Consider the following 20,424-nt stretch of genomic DNA (forward strand, 5'->3'; position numbering starts at 1 on the left):
ATCCACCCTAGGCCCGACGCCGGGGCGCGCGCCCCGCGTGGGCGGCGTCGGCGGCGTGGTGTGCGTCTCGAGCACCCGGGTCGGCCCCACCCCGGTGCGCCGGGCCGGCTCAGGTCAGCCTGGCCAGCATCCCGACGGCGGCCCAGCGCCGGTTCAGTCGTTCCTGTGCGACGCCGGCGGTCGCCTCGTCGCCCTCCTCGAGCGCGTCGATGAGCGTCCACAGGTCGAAGACGGAGTCGTCCGGCCACACGTGCCGCGTGAGGCCGCCGTAGTCCAGCTCGATCCACGAGTCGGGGTGGAACGCGCCGAGCCACTCCACCATCACCGTGAGCTCGCCGATCAGCTCCGCGTCCGGGGCGTGGCGCGCGAGCACCGCCGCCGCGTGCCCGGCCCGCTCCCGGGCGGCCACGATCGGCGCGCGCCGGTACGCCGTGCGCTCGCCGTCCACGAGGCGCTGCACGGGCTCCTCGGGGTCGAACACCGTGAGCCAGCCGTGCGGCACACCCCACGTGGCCGTGCGCGTCTGCACGCGGTGGTGCTCCGGCGCACCGTCCTCGTCCTGCGGGTCCTGGCCCGCCGCGTCCGGGTCGGGGGAGAGGCCCCACTCGTCCTCGAGCGCCACGAGCGCGCGGCCGCGGTTCATGGCGCGCGCCGCCGGCGGGATGGCGGCCTCGTGCAGCCGCGGCAGCATCGTCTCCTCGAGCATGGCTGCGGCCATCTCGGCGCGCAGGCCCCGCTCGTCCGGGCAGTAGAAGGCGGAGCGGTGCTCGTCCTGGAGGACCCGCACGAGGTCGTCCTCACCGGGCTCCGGGAACGGGTCGGCCACGGGCCGGGCCAGGCGACGCCGGGCCCGCTCCGCCGCCTCGGCCTCCACCTCGGCACGGGTGCGGTGGCCGCCGGCGATCAGCCGCGCCTGGACCGCGTCCGGGAACGCGGCCAGCGGCTGGAAGACGCGCAGGTGCGCGGTGCCGCGCGCGACACCCGGGGGCGGGCCGCCGTCGTCGTGGGTCATCGCGGGCTCGTCCGTGGTTCAGCCCAGCTCGACGACCACGGGCGCGTGGTCCGAGGCGCCCTTGCCCTTGCGCTCCTCGCGGTCGATCCAGGCGTCCGTGACCGTCCGTGCGAGGGCGGGGGAGCACAGCTGGAAGTCGATGCGCATGCCCTTCTTCTTGGGGAAGGCCAGGCCCGTGTAGTCCCAGTACGTGTACACGCCGGGGCCGGGGTGGCGCGGGCGCACCACGTCCACCAGCCCGGCGTCCTCGAACGCGCGGAACGCCGCGCGCTCGGGCGGGGAGACGTGCGTGTAGCCCTCGCGCTGGAACAGCTCGATGTCCCACACGTCCTCGTCCTGCGGAGCGATGTTCCAGTCGCCGGTCAGGGCGAGCCGGGTGTCCGGGTCCTCGGCGAGGCGAGCGGCCGCGTGCTCCTGGAGCACGCGCAGCCACTCGAGCTTGTAGCCCATGTGCTCGTTCTCCAGGCCGCGCCCGTTGGGCACGTACAGGCTCCACAGGCGCACCGGGGCGACGCCGTCGGCCGCCTCCGCGCCCACGGTCGCCCCGATGGCGCGGGACTCCTCCTGCGGGTCCACGCCGCCCTTGCCGAAGTGCGGCTGGCCGGGGAAGCCGCGCTGCACGTCGCTCAGGCCGACGCGGGAGGCGATGGCCACGCCGTTCCACTGCGAGGTGCCGTTGTGGACCACCTCGTAGCCGGCGCGCTCGAAGAGCTCCCACGGGAAGTTCTCGTCCCGGCACTTGGTCTCCTGGATGGCCAGGACGTCGATGTCATGGCGCTCGAGGAAGGCCTCGACGCGGTCGGCGCGGGCACGGAGGGAGTTGACGTTCCAGGTGGCGATCTTCACCCGGCCAGGCTATCGAAGGGCGCGGACACCGTGGGATCGGCGCCTCAGCGCCACCAGTCGTCGTGGATCGTCACCGGCGTGGTGCGCTTGTGGCGGCTGCGGAGCCAGATGCCCTCGAGCTTCTCCGCGACCTCGGTCGGGACGTCCTTGCCCTCGAGGTAGTCGTCGATGTCCTCGTACGTCATCCCGAGTTCGGCCTCGTCCGTCTGGCCCGGCGTGCCGTCCAGCAGGTCCGCGGTGGGCACCTTGTTCCACAGGGGCTCGGGGGCGCCGAGTTCGCGGCCCAGCGCCCGCACCTGCCGCTTGTTCAGGCCCGCCAGCGGCAGGACGTCCGCGCCGCCGTCGCCGAACTTCGTGTAGAAGCCGGTGATGGCCTCGGCCGCGTGGTCCGTGCCGATCACCAGCTGCCCGTGGGCGCCGGCCACCGCGTACTGGGCCGTCATGCGGATGCGGGCCTTGACGTTGCCCTGGTTGTAGTCCGAGATCGGCTCCCCCACGGCCTCAGCGAAGGCGGCGGCCAGACCCTGCACGGCCTCCGCGATGTTCAGGGTGACGTCCTGATCCGCACCCACGAAGTCCATGGCCGCCCGGGCATCCGCCTCGTCGTGCTGCACCTTGTAGGGCAGGCGCACGGCGGTGAACCGGGGGTTCTCGCGGGAGGGCACGACGTCGGCGCCCACCCCCGCCTCACCCGGCGGAGTGGTGTCGGGGCCGCCCAGGGCGACGGCGTCCGTGACGCCGAGCTGGGCGCGGCGACGCTCGACGGCGAGCTGGGCCAGCCGGCCGCCCACGGTGGAGTCCACGCCGCCGGAGATGCCCAGGACGAAGCCGGACGCGCCCGTGGCCGCGAGGTAGTCGACGAGGAAGGCCACGCGCCGTTCGACTTCGGCCGCCGGGTCGATCTCGGGGAGGACGCCCTGCTGGGCGATGATCCGCTGTTGGAGTTCACGCATGCCGGTCAGCGTAGGACCGGCCCCGCGCACGGGGACAGGGGCGGTCGGCGACGGCGGCTCACGCGTCCGGGTGCCCCAGATTGCGGGCGATGCGGCGCAGGACGCGGACGGCGTCGTCGATCTGGTCCCGCGGGACGTCCGCCGTCGCCTCGGCACGCAGGGCCTCGACCGCCTCACCGACGCGGGCGCCCGCGGTGCGGCCCGTGGCGGTGAGGGTGTAGAGGTCGCCCTCGACCGTCACCCAGCGGGACTCGACCAGCTCCTCGATCTGACCGGACACCGCGCCGCGCTGCTCCTCCTCGAAGCCGGCCTCGAGCTCGGCGCGGGACTGCGGGGCCACCGTGAGGGTGTTCAGCAGCTGCCACTGGGCGCGGGTGAGGCCGTGCTCCTCGAGGCTCTCGGCCACGCGCGCCGCGATCAGGCCCTCGGTGAGGGTGAGCCAGTGCGCCAGGGGCAGGCCGGAGGGATGCTGGACGGCGTCGTCGTGCTGGATCTCGCTCATGGCCTGAGCCTAGCCAGTCCGGGACGGAAGCGGCAGGGGCGGTCGGGCCCGCACTAGCATGGGCGGCATGACCGACGCGCAGACCCCCACCGTCCCCACGCCCGAGCAGGACCGCGAGCGGCTCAAGCAGCTCATCCAGGATCTGGCTGTGGTGCACGGCCGGGTGACCCTGTCCTCCGGCAAGGAGGCGGACTACTACGTGGACCTGCGTCGGGTCACCCTGCACCACGAGGCCGCCCCGCTGATCGGCCGCGTGATGCTGCGCCTGCTCGAGGAGAACGGGATCGGGTGCGACGCGGTGGGCGGGCTGACCATGGGTGCGGACCCCGTGGCCACCGCGATGATGCACCAGGCCGGCGCCGCAGGCCGCGCGCTCGACGCCTTCGTGGTGCGCAAGGCGCAGAAGTCGTACGGCATGGGCCGGCAGGTGGAGGGCCCGGGCGTGGACGGTCGCCGCGTCGTCGTGCTGGAGGACACCTCGACGACGGGCGGCTCCGCGCTGACCGCCGTCGAGGGCGTGCGCAACGCGGGCGGCGACGTCCAGGCCGTGGCCGTGATCGTGGACCGTGCGACCGGCGCCGCCGAACGCGTGGCCGAGGAAGCGGGGGTGCCGTACCTGTACGCGTTCGGCAAGGACGAGCTCGGCCTCGACTGAGCCTCGGACGGCCCCGCGCGCCGCCCGCCTAGAGCCAGTCCGCGCGCTTGAACAGCACGAACAGCGTGAGGGCCACCGCCAGCATGAGTCCCAGGGCGAACGGATAGCCGAACGCCCAGTGCAGCTCGGGCATGCCGTCGAAGTTCATGCCGTACACCGAGCCCACCAGCTGCGGCGCGAAGATGATCGCCGCCCAGGACGAGATCTGCTTGACCTGCTCGTTCTGGGCGATCGACTGCTCGGCCAGCCGCTTCGAGGCCAGCGTCGAGTCCAGCTCGAGGGCGCTGTTGAGCATCTGGCGCATGGTCATCACGCGCTCGTTGATCTGGACGGCGTGGTCGTGGACGTCGCGCAGGCGGCGCAGGTTCTCCACCTCGAGACGCGCCTGCTCGCTGAGCTCCTCGTCCTCCCAGGCGTGGGCGTCGTCGCGCCGGGGCAGGCCGTCGGCGTCGAGGCGGCGGGTGTCCTCGTGCAGGCGGGTGCGCACCTCCTCCTGGAGCTGCTCCACGATGGACGGCAGCGCGCGGATGGCGTGCTGGAAGTTCAGCACCTCGCGGGAGAGCTCGTAGATGCGCCGGGAGACGTGCCCGTCGCCGGCGAAGACCTGGTCCTCGATCTCCTCGATGTCCTGTTCGAGGCCGTCGGCCACGGGGAAGTAGTCGTCCACGACCCGGTCCAGGATCTCCAGGGTGACCTGCCACGGCCCCATCGCGAGGCGCTCGCGGCCCTCCGTCTCCAGGAACCGACGCACGGCGGCCAGGTCAGGCTCCTCCGCGTGACGCACCGTCACCACGTAGTGCTCGCCGGTGAAGACGCTCAGCTCGCCGAACTCCACGGTCTCGGTGCGGTCGATGTAGCGGGCCGGGTGCAGGACCATGAACGAGTCCTCGCCGTAGCGGTCCAGCTTGGCGCGCTCGCCCCCGGTGAGGGCGTCCTCGACGGCGAGCGGGTGCAGGCGCAGCTCCTCCGCGACCGCTTGGAGCTCGGCCACGTCCGGGCGGTACAGGCCCAGCCAGGCCATGCCGCCGGTGCGCTCGCACTCCTCCCAGGTGTCCTCGAGGGTGGAGGGGGCGTGGACGCGCCGCCCGTCCACGTACACGGCGTTGTCGATCATGCTCACCAGGACATTCTCCCCGACGGTGGCCCCCGGCGTATTCCAGGATGCGCGCGCTACGGTGGCGCCATGAAGACTCCGCGCCATGCCCCGCCCGTCGTCCGCGACGGCAAGACCCTGCTCCCCGCCCACGCCGTCTCCACGGCCCCGGTCACCGCATTCGGTCTGATCGGCGGCTACCTGACCGCCCGTGAGACCGGCATCCGCCCGCTCGGCGGCGTCGTGCTGGCCGCCGCCGGCCTGTACGCCGGCCGGACGTGGCTGGCCAAGCGGGGGCCGGCCGTCGCCGGGGGCCTGGCCGCCCTGTACCTCGGCGGCTTCGGCGCCTCCCACCCGCTGGCCAAGAAGATCGGCGCGTGGCCGGCCGTGCTCTCCGTGGCCGCGGTGTCCGCCGGGGCCGCCTGGGCCGCCGTCGACCGGTCCGAGGCCGGCCGCTGAGCGAGCCCGCGCCGGCCGAGGACGGCGCCGCGCCCCGCGAGGTCGGCGTCGGCCCGTGGCTCGGCCCGTGGCCGGAGGACCCCCGCTACGACCCGGAGCTGCTCGCGCACGGCGACCGCCGCAACGTGCTCGACCGCTACCGCTATTGGCGCCTCGAGGCGATCGTCGCGGACCTCGACGCGCGGCGGCACCCGTTCCACGTCGCCATCGAGAACTGGCAGCACGACCTGAACATCGGCACCGTCGTGCGCACCGCCAACGCGTTCAACGCCGCCGGGGTGCACATCATCGGGCGGCGCCGCTGGAACCGGCGCGGCGCCATGGTCACCGACCGCTACCTGCACGTGCGCCACCACGAGACGGTGGCGGCGTTCACGGAGTGGGCGGCGGGGGAGGGGCTGCCCGTGCTCGGCGTGGACCTGTTCCCCGAGTCGGTGCCGGTGGAGACCTTCGACTTCCCGCGTGCCTGCGTGCTCGTCTTCGGGCAGGAGGGGCCGGGACTCTCGGCGGAGGTGCGGGCGGCGTCGAGCGCGGTGTTGTCCATCGCGCAGTACGGCTCCACCCGCTCGATCAACGCGGGCGTGGCCGCCGGCATCGCGATGCACGCGTGGATCCGGCAGCACGCGGCCGTCCCCTGAGTCCGGCGCGAGCCAGACGATTCCGCGCTGAAAGGAGCCTCTGGACCGCAGATTCGTCTGGCTCGCGGCGCAGGACGGCGCAGAACGGCGCAGGACCGCGCAGGACCGCGCCGACGACGTGCGGTGTGACGGCCTCAGCCCGCGAAGGGCCGGGCCGGCAGACCCGTCACCCCCGGGCGGACGGCGAACAGGGCCCCGGCCAGCGGGTCCTCGCCGCGCTCCAGGTTCTCCCAGGAGGTGGTGATGTAGAGGGTGCCGAGGTCGTCGCCGCCGAAGGTGCACGCCGTCGTCTTCTGCACGGGCACCTCGACCACCTCGTCGAGCGTCCCCTCGGGCGTGTACCGGTGGATCTGCCCGTGGCTGATCACGGCCACCCAGATCCCGCCCTCGGCGTCCACGGTGAGTCCGTCCGGCTTGCCCTCCCCGTCGAGCACGTCCACGAGCACGCGGCGGTTCGTCAGGCCCTCCTCGCGGGAGTAGTCGAACACGGCCACCTGCCGTGTGGGGGTGTCGTTGTAGTAGGCCCGCGTGCCGTCGGGGCTCCACTCCAGGCCGTTGGACGTCGTCGCGCCGGTCAGCACGACGTCCACCTCGCCGGCGCCGCCGTCGGGTCCGGGGGCGAGCCGGTAGAGGTTCGCGGCGCCGGGGGTCTTGGCGTACGCCATGGTGCCGCAGTGGAACCGGCCGTCTGGGTCACAGCCGCCCTCGTTCATCCGGATCCCGGCGTCCGCGCCCCACAGCTCGGGCAGCGTCGTCAGCTCGCCCTCGGGCGAGATCAGGGCGAAGCCCCGCTCCACCGCGACGACGGCGCCACCCCCCGCACGCGGGCGCAGCGCGGCGGCCACGTCGCCGACGTGCGTGCGGTCCACCGTGCCGTCGGCGCGCAGGGACAGGACGTCCCCGGCGAGCATGTCCACCCAGCGCAGACCGCCGCCGGCGGTCACGCCCTCGGCGGCGGTGCCCCACGAGGCGGCCCAGACGGGGCCCTCGCCGTGGTAGGCGATGGGATCGGTGACCTGCTCGGCGCGCATGACTGCTCCTTCGGTGGGCGGGACGGTCCTGGCCCCGACGCTAGCCGAGGCTCAGAACCACCCGCACGAGTCGGCGGTCCAGCGGTCGGCGAGGGTCGCGTCCAGGAACGCCCCCATCCGCGGCAGCGAGGCCACGTGGCCGCCCACGTGGGTCGGGGTGAGGAGCGGGTCGAAACGCACCCGCGCGCCCTCCGCGCACCAGCGGCGGCCCAGGTCGCGGCCGGTGCGGTACGGGATGATGTCGTCCGTGACGGAGTGCGCGATCATCACCGGCACGTCCGGACGGCGGCCCGGTGCGCCGATCCGCTGCTCGGCGAGGATCCCGGCCAGCTCGGCATCGGAGCGGACGAGCTCAGGGAAGTCCTGCCCCGTGTGGGTCAGTGTGGCGGAGTCGAGGTGCGCGTAGGCGAGGCTGCCCACCATGCAGGTCTCGGCCGCGCCGGCGAGGGCCGTCAGGCCGGTCTCGTTGAGGTGCGTGGCCGGGTCCACGTCGTACGCGGCGAGCTGCCCGGCCATCGCGTAGAGCAGGAAGGCCGCGTAGAGACCGCCGTCGATCTGGTCCGCGACCTGCACGAGGTCCGCCGGCGGGGCGCCCACGTAGGCGCCCTTGAGGTCCAGCTCCGGGGCGTACTCCGACGCGAGCTCGGCCGCGGCCGCGGCCGCCCCTCCGCCCTGTGAGTAGCCCGCGAGCGCGACCGGCGCGGTCGCGGTGACGCCCGACCCCGAGACCTGGGCGGCCGCGCGCACCGCGTCGAGGACGGCGTGCGCCTGGGCCTCCCGGACCATGTAGGTGTGCGTGCCCGGGGTGCCCAGGCCCTCGTAGTCGGTGACGACCACGGCGTGGCCGCGGCTCAGCAGGGACGTGATCCCGACGCCCTCGTACTGCACGCCGGTGGAGAGGGTGCGGGACGGGGCGCAGCGGTCCGCCGCCCCCTGGGTCCCCACTGCGTAGCTGATCACGGGGCGCTCGCCGCCGCCCGTCCACGGGGCGGTGGGGGTCAGCACGGTGCCGGTCACGGCGATGGGTCGGCCCTGGGCGTCCTGCGAGGCGTACATGATGCGCGTGGCGTGCGCCGGCACCTGCACCAGCCGCACCGGGTCCAGGTAGAAGGCGGCGGGCTCGGTGCGGATCAGGGCGCCGGGGGTCGCGGGCACGACGGAGGGCGGCAGGTAGAAGGGGTCGTCGGCCGAGGCGGCCGCCAGGGTGTCCCGGGCCGCGTTCCAGCGGGCGTCCTCGGCCGCCGTGGTCGGCTGCGAGAGGTCCTCGACGGCGGAGCTCACCTCCGGCGCGTCCGGGGCAGGGGCGGACTCCTGGGCCAGGGCCGCGTGTGGCGCGCCGAACCCGGCGACGACGGCCACGGCGGCGGCCAGGGCGAGGGGGCGGGAGGGGCGGTGGGCGGGGGCCATGGCGGTCTCCGGTCTCTCGGATGCGAATGTGACGCCGCTCACCCTAAGCCAACGGCGGGGTCGTGCCCAGACCGGCGTCGCCGTCGGGCCCGGGGCCCTGGGGCGGGTCCGGCCGCGCGGATAGGATGAGCCCGAGGGTGTCGCGCCCGCCGCGCTCCCCCCGCCTGCCCGAGTCGACGACGCCTAGGAGCTGCAGCATGCCCATCGCATCCCCGGAGAAGTACGCCGAGATGATCGACGCCGCCAAGAACGGCGCCTTCGCCTACCCGGCGATCAACGTCACCAGCTCCCAGACCCTGAACGCCGCCATCCGCGGCTTCGCCGAGGCCGGCTCGGACGGCATCGTCCAGGTCTCCACCGGCGGCGCCGCCTACTTCTCCGGCTCCTCCGTGAAGGACATGGTCGCCGGCTCGCTGGCCTTCGCGGCGTTCGCGCGCGAGGTCGCCAAGAAGTACTCCGTGAACATCGCCCTGCACACGGACCACTGCCCCCAGGACAAGCTCGAGGGCTTCGTCCTGCCCCTGCTGGACGCCTCCGAGGCCGAGGTGAAGGCCGGGCGCGACCCGATCTTCAACTCCCACATGTGGGACGGCTCCGCCGAGACCCTCGAGGAGAACCTGCGGATCGGCCGCGAGCTGCTCGCCCGCACCCACGCCAACAAGCAGATCCTCGAGGTGGAGATCGGCGTCGTGGGCGGCGAGGAGGACGGCGTGGCCCACGAGATCAACGAGAAGCTCTACACCACCGTCCAGGACGGCATCGCCACGGTGGAGGCCCTCGGCCTCGGCGAGCACGGTCGCTACCTCACCGCGCTGACCTTCGGCAACGTGCACGGCGTCTACAAGCCGGGCAACGTGAAGCTGCGCCCGGAGATCCTGCAGGAGATCCAGCAGGCCGTGGGCGAGAAGTTCGGCAAGGAGCGCCCGTTCGACCTCGTGTTCCACGGCGGCTCCGGCTCCGCCGCCCAGGAGATCGCCGACTCGGTGGAGTACGGCGTCGTGAAGATGAACGTGGACACGGACACCCAGTACGCGTTCACCCGCCCGGTGGCCGGGCACATGTTCGAGAACTACGACGGCGTCCTGAAGGTCGACGGCGAGGTCGGCGACAAGAAGCAGTACGACCCCCGCGTGTGGGGCGCCAAGGCCGAGGAGGCCATGGCCGCCCGCGTGGTCCAGGCCTGCACCGAGCTGAACTCGGCCGGCAAGAGCATCGGCTGACCCCGCCGTCCGCCGCGCCGGCCCGCACCCTCGCGTGAGGGTGCGGGCCGGCGTCGTTTCAGCCCTCCCGCTCCTCCTGGGCCTGGAGGAACTCGAAGACCTCACGCTCGTCCACACCGGGGAAGGTCTGCGTGGGCATGGCCGCCAGCAGATGCGCGTGCATGCGGGCCGCGGGCCACACGTGCCCGCCCCACGCGGCCTCGAGCTCGGGGTCGGGGCGGCGGCAGCAGCGCGGATCGGGGCACGTGGAGGTGACCCGGTGGCGGGTGTCCGCGCCGCGGAAGTACCGGGCATGCTCGAACGGGGTGCCCACGGAGAGGGCGAACAGCCCGTCGGGGCCGTTCTCGATCATCGAGGTGCACCAGAACGTCCCGTTGGGCGAGTCCGTGTACTGCGTGTGGGCGCGGAACCGGTCGTTGCGGGAGAAGGCCTGCCGTGCGCCCCACTTCCGGCACGCCTGCTGGCCCTCGATCGCACCGGTGTGGTCGGCGGGGAACACGATCCCGTCGTTCTCGTAGGCCTTGTGGATCACCCCGGTCTCGTGGACCTTCTGGAAGTGGCAGCGGATGCCCAGGTCCACGGTGGCCAGGTTGGTGAACCGGTGCGCGGCGGCCTCGTAGGAGACGCCGAACGCGTCCTTCAGGTCGTCCACGGACAGGTCCCGGCGCTTCTGGGCGGCCCGCAGCAGCGACGACGCCGCCCGCTGCGGCATGAGCAGCGCGCCCGCCAGGTAGTTCACCGCCACACGCTGGGCGAGGAAGTCCTCGTAGTCCCGCGGCTCGCCGTGGCCCAGGACGGCGGCGGCGAGGGCCTGGAGCACCACGGTGCGGCGGTCATGGTCTGAGGAGCGGGAGCCGCTGATGTGGATGCGCCCGTGCTTGAGGTCCGTGACGGAGCGCGTGGAGTGCGGCAGGTCCGGGACGAAGCGCAGGGTGAAGCCGAGGTGCTCGGCCAGCTCCGAGACCGCGTGCAGGCCCAGCGGCCCGCCCGTGTGGCCGATCGCGTCGAGCAGCCGATGCGCCTCAGCCTCGAGGTCGGGGTAGTGGTTGTCCACCGCGCGCATCCGGGCGCGCAGCTGGGCGTTGGCGCGGCGCGCCTCCTCGGGGGTGGCGGCCTGCTCCTCCAGGCGACGGCGCAGCTCGGCCTCCAGCCCCGCGATCACCTCGAGGACCTCGGTGGGGGTGCGGGGCCCGATGCGCAGCGGCGGCAGGCCGAGGGAGGCGTAGTGCTCCGAGCGCGCGAACCGTTCGACCTCGATCTCCAGTTCGGCCCGCCGGGTGGGGGCCCGGCCGGTGAGCAGGTCCTCGACCGGCACGCCCAGGACCTCGGCGATCCGCTGGACCAGCGAGAGCCGCGGCTCGCGGCGGGCGTTCTCCACGAGGGACAGGTGCGAGCCGCTCACTCCCGTGCGCTCCGCGAGCTGGTCCAGGGTGAGGCCGGCCTGCTTGCGCAGGTGCCGAACGCGGCGGCCCAGCGCGACGGCGTCCACGGTCGCGCTGTCCTCGGGAAGCGGGCGGGTCATCATGCGCGGAACTGTAGACGGAACCGGGGAGGAGATCACGTGTTTCGGAAAGAAAGTCACATTCTTGACAAGCGGGGGGCCGTTGCCGTGATCCAGGCCACATGGGGGCGCAAGGACTGTCACGTTCTGACCCAGTGGCAGGAACGGCCGGAGTTTCCACCGATTTTGTGCTCCAGAGGGCCTTGCCTGGGGCCAAGGTGGATGTCAACGGCAGCGACGGACACGTCGCACCGAACCCTTCACCGAACCGGACCGATCCTCAGGAGGACGTCATGACCACCCAGCCCCACCACTCCACTCCCGCCTCCGCCGAACAGCTCCAGCACGACTGGGACAACAACCCCCGCTGGGCCGGCGTCGAGCGCAGCTTCACCGCCGAGGACGTCGTCCGTCTCCGCGGCCGCGTCCAGGAGGAGCACACGCTGGCCCGCCGCGGCGCCGAGAAGCTGTGGACCCAGCTGAAGGACGAGAACGCCCGCGGTGAGTTCACCAACGCCCTCGGCGCCCTCACCGGCAACCAGGCCGTCCAGCAGGTCAAGGCCGGGCTGCGCGCCATCTACCTCTCCGGCTGGCAGGTCGCCGCGGACGCCAACCTCTCCGGCCACACGTACCCGGACCAGTCCCTGTACCCGGCCAACTCCGTGCCGCAGGTGGTGCGCCGCATCAACAACGCCCTGCTGCGCGCGGACCAGATCGAGCACGCCGAGGGCGTCAGCACCGTCGAGGACTGGCTCGTGCCGATCGTGGCCGACGCCGAGGCCGGCTTCGGCGGCCCGCTCAACGCCTACGAGCTCATGAAGTCGATGATCACCGCCGGCGCCTCCGGTGTGCACTGGGAGGACCAGCTGGCCTCCGAGAAGAAGTGCGGCCACCTCGGCGGCAAGGTGCTCATCCCCACCGGCCAGCACATCCGCACGCTCAACGCGGCCCGCCTGGCCGCCGACGTCGCCGACGTGCCCAGCGTGATCATCGCCCGCACCGACGCCGAGGCGGCCACCCTGATCACCTCGGACGTGGACGAGCGCGACGCCGAGTTCATCACCGGTGAGCGCACCGCGGAGGGCTTCTACAAGGTCCGCAACGGCGTCGAGCCCTGCATCGCCCGTGCCAAGGCCTACGCCCCCCACGCGGACCTGATCTGGATGGAGACCGGCACGCCGGACCTCGAGCTGGCCCGGAAGTTCGCCGAGGCCGTCAAGGCCGAGTTCCCGGACCAGATGCTGGCCTACAACTGCTCGCCGTCCTTCAACTGGAAGAAGAACCTCGACGACGACACCATCGCCAAGTTCCAGCGCGAGCTGGGCGCCATGGGCTACACCTTCCAGTTCATCACGCTGGCCGGCTTCCACGCCCTGAACCACTCGATGTTCGACCTGGCCAAGGGATACAACGAGCGCCAGATGTCCGCGTACGTCGAGCTGCAGGAGCGCGAGTTCGCCGACGAGGCCCGCGGCTACACCGCGACCAAGCACCAGCGCGAGGTCGGCACCGGCTACTTCGACGCCGTGTCCACCGCCATCAACCCGGACAGCTCCACGGTGGCCCTGGCGGGCTCCACGGAGTCCGGCCAGTTCCACTGATCCGCTCAGCCGAGACCGCGAGGAGGCAGTCCCATGAGCCCGCAGACCACGACCCCCACCCTGCACGAGATCCATGCCGACGACGTTCGGGAGCACACGCCCCTGCCGCATGACGTGAGCACCCAGGCCATCCCCGTCGTCATCCCCGAGGGCGCCGCCCCCGTGGTGACCGTCCACGGGCCGGTCGACGGGCGGCAGGCCGAGATCCTCACGGACGAGGCGCTGGCGTTCCTCGGCCGCCTGCACCGGCTGGTCGAGGACCGCCGCCGGCGGCTGCTCGAGGAGCGGGAGTACACCCGGCGCCGCATCACCGACGGCTGGAACCCGCACTACCTGCGGTCCACCCGCCGGGTCCGCGAGGACGACTCCTGGCGTGTGGCGCCGCTGGCCCCCGGCCTGCAGGACCGCCGCGTGGAGATCACCGGCCCCGTGGATCGGAAGATGACGATCAACGCCCTCAACTCGGGCGCCTCGGGCTGGCTCGCCGACTTCGAGGACTCCTCGACGCCGTCCTGGGACCGGATGCTGGACGGGCAGGTCAACCTGTTCGACGCGATCCGCGACCGGATCGACTTCACCTCCCCCGAGGGCAAGGAGTACCGGCTGCGCGAGCGCGAGCTCACGGACCGGCCGACCATCATCGTCCGCCCGCGCGGCTGGCACCTCCTCGAGGACCACATCCGTGTGGACGGCGAGCCGATGGCCGGCGCCCTCGTGGACTTCGGCCTGTACTTCTTCCACAACGCCGACGAGCTGATCCGCCGCGGCCACGGCCCGTACTTCTACCTGCCCAAGCTCGAGTCCCATCTCGAGGCGCGGCTGTGGAACTGCGTGTTCGTGGCGGCGCAGGACGAGCTGGGCATCCCCCAGGGCACCATCCGGGCCACCGTGCTGATCGAGACGATCACCGCGGCGTTCCAGATGGAGGAGATCCTGTACCAGCTGCGCAACCACGCCGCGGGCCTCAACGCCGGCCGCTGGGACTACATCTTCTCCATCATCAAGAACTTCCGGGACCGCGGGGCCGAGTTCGTCCTCCCGGACCGCTCGGAGGTGACCATGACCCAGCCGATGATGCGGGCCTACACGGAGCAGCTGGTCCGGGCCTGCCACCGGCGCGGCGCCTCGGCGATCGGCGGCATGTCTGCCGTGATCCCGGACCGCCGGAACGAGGAGGCCAACGCCGCCGCGCTGGAGAAGGTGCGCGCGGACAAGGCCCGCGAGGCCGGCGACGGCTTCGACGGCTCGTGGGTGGCGCACCCGGACCTCGTGCCGGTCGCCCGGGAGGAGTTCGACGCCGTGCTCGGCGAGGCCCCGAACCAGATCCGCACCCGCCGCCGCGAGGACGTGGTGCCGGACGAGGCCGCCCTGCTCGACGTCGCCGCGACCACGGGCTCGGTGACCGAGGCCGGCGTGCGGATGAACATCGAGGTCGGGATCCGCTACATCGAGTCCTGGCTGCGGGGGAACGGCGCCGCCGCGATCCACGGACTCATGGAGGACGCCGCCACGGCGGAGATCTCCCGGTCCCAGATCTGGCAGTGGGCACACAACGGCACCGGTGTGCAGCTGACCGAGGGCGGCGTGCGGACCGCCAACCGCGGCTGGATGGAGCAGCTGATCCGCGAGGAGCACGCTCGGATCCTCGCCGGCCCGCTGCCCGAGGGCCACCGGTTCGAGGACGCGGTGCGCGTGTTCTGCGAGTCGGCCCTGCCGCCGGAGTACCCGGCGTTCCTCACCCTGGGCGCGTACCGCCGGCACTTCGCCGGTCAGGACGACGCCGCGGCGAAGGCCTGATCCGCCGGGCCCCACGACGACGGCCGGTCACCTCACGAGGTGACCGGCCGTCGTCGTGCCGGGTGTCAGTCCCCGGACGTGGAGGGGGACGGGGAGGCCGAAGCCGACTTCGTCGGTGACGGGCTGGCCGACGCCGAGGCGGACGCCTCCGCGGCCCGCTGGGATTCGGCGGCCTCCCGCGCGGCGCCCTGGAACGGCCGCGGCGGCTGGCCGGGGGCCACGGGGCCGGGGGCGCCCTCGGGGCGGTCGATCGTGGACTGGTTGTTCAGCAGCTCGTCGGGCACGCGGCCGGTGGGGATCTCCCGGGCCTGGGCCAGGGTCTCCTCGTCCATCTGCGCGTTCAGGAAGAACGGCGAGCTGAGCTTGATGACCTCCTGGAAGTCCCCGGCGTCCTTCAGCACGGTGTCCGCGAGGTGGTCGCGGGTCTCGGTGACGAGGGTGGTGCTCTGCGCGACCGGCGAGTTCTTCACCTGGGTGAGGCCGCCGTTGGCGTCGCCGAAGCCCTCCATGGAGCCCATGGTCACGGAGACCATCTCGCTGCCGTCCTCGGAGCAGGCCCACGCGGTGCGCTGGGGCAGCAGGGGGGCGCCGTCCTGGCCGCCGACCATGCCGGGGCGCAGCAGGGCGAGCAGCCCCTTGCCGGTCTTCGGGTCGAACGTGTACTCGTCCGCCACGGCGGCGGGCTCCTCCTGGCACCACTCCAGGCGGGAGCCGTCGAGGTTGTGCTGGTAGTGGACCTGCGCCAGGGGCATGCCGGGGCTGTACTCGAAGTAGCCGTTGTAGACGCAGGTGAGGAACTCGTGGGTCTCGTCCTGCGAGGCGAACAGCTGCACGATCTCGATGTTCGAGCTGTCCGGGATGTGCGTGGCGACGGCGTCCAGGGTGCGCTGGTCCAGGACGTCGCGCGTGCAGTCCATCACGGAGACGGTGTCGTTGCGGACCGCGGCCGTGTTCTTCCAGGCCTCGGTGGCGGCGCCGTCCTTGATGCCCGGGCCGACGGTCTCGAACGCCTGACGCGGCTCGGCGCGCGGGGTGCCCTCGGCGGACTCCGACGCGAGGGCCTCACGGACGCGGGACGCCGCGGCGGACGCGGGGTCGGTGGGGCTCTCCGTGGCCGAGCCGGCCGCGGCCGAGGCCGCCGATCCGCTGGGCGCCGCGGCGGTCGACGAGGCGGGCTCACCGGACTGGCCGGCCGAGCCGCAGCCGGCCAGGGCGAGGGCGAGGGCGGCGACGCCGACGGCCAGCGGGGCACGGCGGCGGGCGGGCGCGGGGTGGGTCATGGAGGCTCCTTCGACGGCATCGGCGGCCCGGCCCCGGGAGCGTGGGGCTGCGGACGGACGCTGCGCCTACGGTACCGGACCGTCCTGGACGCGGGGACGGCGATCCGTCCGGCGTCCGGCGCCGTCGATAGACTCGGCCGCGACCGCATCGTCCGCGAGGAGAAGAGGCATCCCATGTCCGAGTCCCTGATCGGCAAGAACCTGATGGAGCCGCCGGCCACGCGCCTGCCGGAGGAGCCGGAGGTGCTGGCCCGGCTCGAGGCAGGTGACCTGCCCGAGGACATCGTGCCGGTGGCGCCCGAGTCCTCCCTGGTGTGGGCGCTCATGGCGGAGGACGCGTGGGCCGAGGGCCGGACCGTGGACTCCTATGCGTACGCCCGCGTCGGCTACCACCGGGGTCTGGACGCGCTGCGCCGGGCGGGGTGGCGCGGCGCCGGCCCGGTGCCGTACGCCCACGAGCCCAACCACGGCTTCCTGCGCGCCCTGTACGCGCTGGGCCGCGCGGCCGCCGGGATCGGGGAGTCCGAGGAGGTCGAGCGCATCCGCACCTTCCTGCGGGACTCGGACCCCACGGCCGCAGAGCAGATCGAGGCCGGCCAGGGCCGCGCCCAGGGCTGAGCGGAGCCGTGGCCAAGCTCTACTTCCGCTACGGGGCCATGAACTCCGGCAAGTCCACGGGCCTGCTGCAGGCCGCCTTCAACTACGAGGAGCGCGGCCAGCGGGTGCTGCTGGCCAAGCCGGAGGTGGACGTGAAGGGGGAGGGCGACGTCGTCTCCCGCCTCGGTGTGACCCGCGCCGTGGACTTCCTCGTCCCGGCGGGCGCGGACGTGCGGGAGCTGTTCCGCCGGCACGCCACCGGTGACGACCCGGACGCCCTCGTGGGGCACGTGGAGGCCCCGCCCGTGGCGTGTCTGCTCGTGGACGAGGCACAGTTCCTCGAGCCGGCGCAGGTGGACGACCTGCTGCGCATCGCCGTGCTCGACGGCGTCCCCGTGATCGCCTACGGACTGCGCACCGACTTCCGCACCCGCTCCTTCCCGGGCTCCGCGCGGCTGCTGGAGCTGGCGCACTCCCTCGAGGAGCTGAAGACCATCTGCCGGTGCGGCCGGAAGGCGGTGTTCAACACGCGCAAGGTCGTTGACCCGGCCACGGGCGCCGAGCACTTCGTGTTCGAGGGGGACCAGGTGGCGATCGACGGTGTCCAGGTGACCTACGAGTCCCTGTGCGGCACGTGCTACCTGGCGGAGTCCGGCGGTGCCCTGGGCTGAGGCGGCCATTGCCAGGCAACTGCCAGGCTGCGTGACGGCTGCGCCCATGCTCGGTTCGTACGGTGGAACCACTTCATCGAGGTGCGAGTGATGAAGGTGCGAGTGATGACAGGCGAAGGGCCCCGGTGATCCCGGGGCCCTTCGTCTGTCCTGCCACGTCCGGCATCGGCCGATCGGGTCAGAGCGAGACGAGCAGGAGCGTGCCGCCGAAGACGAGCCCCGACGCGAGCAGCACGACCGTGGTGTACCCCAGGATGTCGCGCATCTTCAGCCCGGCGATCGCCAGAAGGGGGATTGCCCAGAACGGCTGGATCATGTTGGTCCACTGGTCGCCGTAGGAGACGGCCATGATGGTGATGGCCGGGTCCACGCCGAGCGCGTCGCCGGCCTGGAGCATGATCGGGCCCTGCACGGCGAACTGTCCGCCGCCGGAGGGGACGAAGAAGTTCACGAGGCCCGCGGCCAGAAATGCCAGCAGGCCGAACGTCACCGGGTTCGAGATCGCCACGAAGGCGTCCGAGAGCACCGCCACCAGGCCGGTGGTCGTCATCATGCCGAGGATGCCCGCGTAGAGGGGGAACTGCAGCAGGATCTCGCCCACGTTGGACGCGGCCGACTGGGTGAGGCCGATCAGCTCGTGCGGGCTGCGCACCAGCAGCAGGATCAGCGCGAGGAAGGACCAGTTGACGATGTCCAGGGTGAGGGTGCCGCCGCCGACGAAGTGCATCACCAGATAGACCACGAGCATGGCGCCCACGAGGAGCGTGGGGACACGGGAGGCGTCGAGGCGGTCCGCCGGCGTCTCGATCTCCGGTGCGGGCACGGCGTCCTGGTCCCGCGCGTCGATCTCCAGCTCCACGATCCGGTCCCCGGCGCGCGGGGCGACGAGGAACAGGGCCAGGGCCACGACGAGCACGGTCACCACGGCGGCGGTGATGTTCCACCAGGAGAAGGTGGTCTCCGAGACCGGGACCGTCCGGCCGTCCAGGCTCTCCGTGAGGAACGAACCGGGGGTGGCGGCCGTCAGCGGGCCGGAGCCCGAGTACCCCATGTGCCACACCACGAACCCGGAGAACCCGGCGGCCACCAGCATCGGGAAGTGCAGGACCAGCCCGCGCTCACGGGCCTGCGCCGCGACCTCCTTGGCCAGCAGCGCACCGACCACCAGGCCCAGGCCCCACGTGATGAGGGAGGCCGCCGCCGCCACCACGAACACGAAGATGTAGGCGGCCAGGGGCGTGCGGGGAATGCTGGCGAGCCTGGCGAGCAGACGGCGCACCGGGCCGGTGTTCGCCAGGATGTGTCCGAGCATGAGCACGAGCGCCATCTGCGTGATGAACGCCAGCAGTCCGGACAGACCGTCACCCCAGCCCACGACGACGTCGGCCGGCCCGGCCGGAGTGAGCAGCAGGCACAGGGCTGCCACCGCGAACGTGAGCACGATGGTGAACACGAGCGAGGACGGGATGAACCGCTCCATCGTCGTGTTCAGCGGGCGCATGGCGCGGCTGAAGAACGTGCCCTCGCGGGCGGTACGGCCCGAGGGTCCGGGTGTGGGCGGACGTGTGGACGTGGCGGACATGAGGCTCCTGTTCAGGGTGAGAGGCCACGGCGAGAGTGATGTGGATCACTCTAGGCGCTCGATCGTCGTGGGCGGGACGTGGGCCGCGTCCCTGGCCGGGAGCTCGCTGACGAGAGTGCCGGCGCGGTCGATCCCCCAGCGGTCGACGACGTCGTGGCCCGGCTCGGCCGGGTCACCCGGAATCTGTACGCGATCGTGGACGAGCTCACCGACAAGGGATGCACCGTGCGGGTCTCGACCGAGTGAGATCACGGTGCCCAGGCCCGGCACTTCCCCCGTAGCCGGACTCATGCTCGGCATCCAGGCCGCATTCGCTGAGTTCGCGCGTCGAAGGATCAAGGAGCGCCAGGCCGAAGGGATCGCCCTGGGGCGTGTTGTTTCCTTCCAAGCGCTGCTGTCGATGGCCCTCGCGTCTCCGCTCTGGTGGAGTACGGCTCTAGAGAGAGGGCCACGCGCTCTCGGCGCATGGCATGACAGGGTCTCAAAGCCAGGGCTCCCCGGGCATGCATGAACAGGCCCGACTCCGGTACTCTTCTTGCATGACTCTTCTGACGGTGGGGGAGGCCGCCGAGCGCCTCAAGGTCTCCGACCGCTATGTGCGGCGTCTCGTCGAGCGCGGTGATGTGCCGGCCCGCCGCCTCGGAGAATCCTGGTTCATCGATGAGCGCGCCCTGGCCCGTCGTGCCCGCAGGGCGCCGGGTATCGGCCGCACCTGGGCTCCGCGGACCGCCTGGGCCGCCGTCGACCTCCTTGCCGGAGGAAACGGACGGGCCTTCCTTGACCAGCCGCGGATCTCCCGTCTGCGCTCCCGGCTGCGAACGCTCACCGCTGCCGAGATGCACCGACTGGCTGAGAACAGGGCCCGGCCCCACCGGTTCCACGCCTCGCCTCGAGCCCGAGCCAAGCTCGCCGACGTTCTCGTGCCCTCGGGGGTGTCCGCCCTGGATCAGTCGGATCTCGCCCGCCGCTTCGGGCTCGCCGCTGTCGAAGGGAACCAGCGGGAGGAGGGCTATCTGCTCGGCGACCTGGAGGCTCTCCAGTCGCGGCTCCGCCTCGACGCCTCGGCGGCGGGGGAAGTGGTGATCCGCCACATACCTGCACCCGTGGATCCCTCCGCCCTGCTTCGCACTGAAACAGTCGTGGCGCTGGACCTCATGGACTCCGACGACGTCCGTGAGCGGGCCGCCGGGCGAGAGGCCCTCGATCGACTGTTGCATCGTGTCTGAGCCGCGTCACCTGAGCGTGGAGGACCTCCTCGGATGTGAGGCGGGCCTCGGCGCTGGAGATGGCCTAGGGCGTGTCTGAGAATGGCTCCAGGGACCCGCTGAGATCCGGGGAGCTATGTCCCGGTTCCAGGTCGTCTCCGACGCCAAATCGGAGCTGATCGCCCCGCTGCTCCAGACCGCACGGGCCAGCAGGGCCGACCCTTCTCGGATGCCCGCACGATGGTCGAAGCGATCATCTGCCAGTGCAGGTGCGGGACTCCGTGGCGGGATCTGCCCGAGGTCAACGGGCCCTGGCTGGCCGCGTGGATCTGACATCGACGCAGGGTGCGGGCACTGGTCTGTCCGGGGGCTGA

The 20,424-nt window shown here is 72.5% G+C and carries 20 protein-coding genes and 2 pseudogenes; 12 read left to right on the top strand and 10 right to left on the bottom strand.

Going from position 1 to position 20,424, the window contains the following annotated elements; all coding sequences use genetic code 11:
- Positions 1-109: 109 nt before the first annotated feature.
- The 4 genes from DE149_RS05400 to DE149_RS05415 are packed head-to-tail and all read right to left on the bottom strand — an operon-like array spanning position 110 to position 3,313.
- Positions 110-1,012, bottom strand: a complete 903-nt coding sequence (locus DE149_RS05400; RefSeq protein ID WP_049147817.1) for a hypothetical protein — start codon at positions 1,010-1,012, stop codon at positions 110-112.
- An 18-nt stretch (positions 1,013-1,030) separates the two neighbouring features.
- Positions 1,031-1,858 (bottom strand): exodeoxyribonuclease III, encoded by an 828-nt coding sequence (locus DE149_RS05405; RefSeq protein ID WP_049147818.1) that lies wholly within the window; start codon positions 1,856-1,858, stop codon positions 1,031-1,033.
- A gap of 44 nt (positions 1,859-1,902) precedes the next feature.
- Entirely contained in the window at positions 1,903-2,811 is a 909-nt protein-coding gene (gene nadE, locus DE149_RS05410; RefSeq protein WP_049147819.1) for an ammonia-dependent NAD(+) synthetase, read from the bottom strand.
- Positions 2,812-2,869: 58 nt separating this feature from the next.
- The gene (locus tag DE149_RS05415) at positions 2,870-3,313 is read right to left on the bottom strand and encodes a MarR family winged helix-turn-helix transcriptional regulator (protein ID WP_049147820.1); all 444 of its coding nucleotides are present in this window, start codon (positions 3,311-3,313) and stop codon (positions 2,870-2,872) included.
- A gap of 58 nt (positions 3,314-3,371) precedes the next feature.
- On the opposite strand from DE149_RS05415, the gene pyrE reads away from it, so the two are divergent.
- Complete coding sequence (gene pyrE / locus DE149_RS05420) at positions 3,372-3,968, top strand: orotate phosphoribosyltransferase (RefSeq protein ID WP_041103612.1); 597 nt, start codon at positions 3,372-3,374, stop codon at positions 3,966-3,968.
- Positions 3,969-3,996: 28 nt separating this feature from the next.
- On the opposite strand, the gene DE149_RS05425 is transcribed toward pyrE, so the two are convergent.
- A complete protein-coding gene (locus DE149_RS05425) occupies positions 3,997-5,082 on the bottom strand; it encodes a magnesium and cobalt transport protein CorA (protein WP_049147832.1) in 1,086 nt (361 codons plus the stop codon).
- Positions 5,083-5,151: 69 nt separating this feature from the next.
- On the opposite strand from DE149_RS05425, the gene DE149_RS05430 reads away from it, so the two are divergent.
- The gene (locus DE149_RS05430; protein WP_020626754.1) at positions 5,152-5,520 is read left to right on the top strand and encodes a hypothetical protein; all 369 of its coding nucleotides are present in this window, start codon (positions 5,152-5,154) and stop codon (positions 5,518-5,520) included.
- Positions 5,517-6,158 carry an RNA methyltransferase gene (locus DE149_RS05435; RefSeq protein WP_233490714.1) on the top strand — a complete coding sequence of 214 codons (642 nt, stop codon included), beginning with the start codon at positions 5,517-5,519 and terminating at the stop codon, positions 6,156-6,158. The genes DE149_RS05430 and DE149_RS05435 overlap by 4 nt, the downstream gene beginning before the upstream one ends.
- 134 nt (positions 6,159-6,292) lie before the next feature.
- On the opposite strand, the gene DE149_RS05440 is transcribed toward DE149_RS05435, so the two are convergent.
- Positions 6,293-7,189 (bottom strand): SMP-30/gluconolactonase/LRE family protein, encoded by an 897-nt coding sequence (locus DE149_RS05440; protein ID WP_049147821.1) that lies wholly within the window; start codon positions 7,187-7,189, stop codon positions 6,293-6,295.
- 51 nt (positions 7,190-7,240) lie between these two features.
- Positions 7,241-8,596 (bottom strand): lipase family protein, encoded by a 1,356-nt coding sequence (locus DE149_RS05445; protein WP_049147822.1) that lies wholly within the window; start codon positions 8,594-8,596, stop codon positions 7,241-7,243.
- Between the two features lie 197 nt (positions 8,597-8,793).
- Here DE149_RS05445 and fbaA point away from each other — a divergent pair, with 197 nt between their 5' ends.
- Complete coding sequence (gene fbaA, locus DE149_RS05450) at positions 8,794-9,816, top strand: class II fructose-bisphosphate aldolase (RefSeq protein WP_049147823.1); 1,023 nt, start codon at positions 8,794-8,796, stop codon at positions 9,814-9,816.
- Positions 9,817-9,874: 58 nt separating this feature from the next.
- Here the strand turns inward: fbaA and DE149_RS05455 are convergent, their stop codons facing one another.
- Positions 9,875-11,341 carry a helix-turn-helix domain-containing protein gene (locus DE149_RS05455; protein WP_020626749.1) on the bottom strand — a complete coding sequence of 489 codons (1,467 nt, stop codon included), beginning with the start codon at positions 11,339-11,341 and terminating at the stop codon, positions 9,875-9,877.
- A 269-nt stretch (positions 11,342-11,610) separates the two neighbouring features.
- Between DE149_RS05455 and aceA the strand changes: the two genes are divergently transcribed.
- Positions 11,611-12,918: an isocitrate lyase gene (gene aceA, locus DE149_RS05460; protein ID WP_020626748.1), complete on the top strand. Its 1,308-nt coding sequence runs from the start codon at positions 11,611-11,613 to the stop codon at positions 12,916-12,918.
- Between the two features lie 33 nt (positions 12,919-12,951).
- The gene (gene aceB / locus DE149_RS05465) at positions 12,952-14,715 is read left to right on the top strand and encodes a malate synthase A (RefSeq protein ID WP_080981726.1); all 1,764 of its coding nucleotides are present in this window, start codon (positions 12,952-12,954) and stop codon (positions 14,713-14,715) included.
- Between the two features lie 65 nt (positions 14,716-14,780).
- On the opposite strand, the gene DE149_RS05470 is transcribed toward aceB, so the two are convergent.
- Entirely contained in the window at positions 14,781-15,995 is a 1,215-nt protein-coding gene (locus DE149_RS05470) for a hypothetical protein (protein ID WP_036341081.1), read from the bottom strand.
- Positions 15,996-16,169: 174 nt separating this feature from the next.
- Between DE149_RS05470 and DE149_RS05475 the strand changes: the two genes are divergently transcribed.
- Together DE149_RS05475 and DE149_RS05480 are read left to right on the top strand one after the other, a co-directional pair.
- Complete coding sequence (locus tag DE149_RS05475) at positions 16,170-16,613, top strand: DUF3151 domain-containing protein (protein ID WP_049147824.1); 444 nt, start codon at positions 16,170-16,172, stop codon at positions 16,611-16,613.
- A gap of 8 nt (positions 16,614-16,621) precedes the next feature.
- Complete coding sequence (locus DE149_RS05480) at positions 16,622-17,263, top strand: thymidine kinase (RefSeq protein ID WP_010079593.1); 642 nt, start codon at positions 16,622-16,624, stop codon at positions 17,261-17,263.
- 178 nt (positions 17,264-17,441) lie between these two features.
- Here the strand turns inward: DE149_RS05480 and DE149_RS05485 are convergent, their stop codons facing one another.
- Positions 17,442-18,764: a short-chain fatty acid transporter gene (locus DE149_RS05485; protein WP_044658673.1), complete on the bottom strand. Its 1,323-nt coding sequence runs from the start codon at positions 18,762-18,764 to the stop codon at positions 17,442-17,444.
- A gap of 159 nt (positions 18,765-18,923) precedes the next feature.
- Between DE149_RS05485 and DE149_RS11680 the strand changes: the two genes are divergently transcribed.
- The 4 genes and pseudogenes from DE149_RS11680 to DE149_RS05500 all read left to right on the top strand — a co-directional run.
- Positions 18,924-19,091 (top strand): hypothetical protein, encoded by a 168-nt coding sequence (locus tag DE149_RS11680; protein ID WP_186315055.1) that lies wholly within the window; start codon positions 18,924-18,926, stop codon positions 19,089-19,091.
- 25 nt (positions 19,092-19,116) lie between these two features.
- A pseudogene (locus DE149_RS11905) lies at positions 19,117-19,218 on the top strand (recombinase family protein); the annotation flags it as partial.
- Between the two features lie 166 nt (positions 19,219-19,384).
- Positions 19,385-20,071 carry a helix-turn-helix domain-containing protein gene (locus DE149_RS05495; protein WP_036317302.1) on the top strand — a complete coding sequence of 229 codons (687 nt, stop codon included), beginning with the start codon at positions 19,385-19,387 and terminating at the stop codon, positions 20,069-20,071.
- Positions 20,072-20,186: 115 nt separating this feature from the next.
- Positions 20,187-20,377: pseudogene (locus tag DE149_RS05500) on the top strand (transposase); the annotation flags it as partial.
- Positions 20,378-20,424 lie beyond the last annotated feature (47 nt).

It is taken from the genome of Micrococcus sp. KT16 (assembly GCF_003315015.1).
In the GTDB taxonomy this organism is placed as follows: domain Bacteria; phylum Actinomycetota; class Actinomycetes; order Actinomycetales; family Micrococcaceae; genus Micrococcus; species Micrococcus luteus.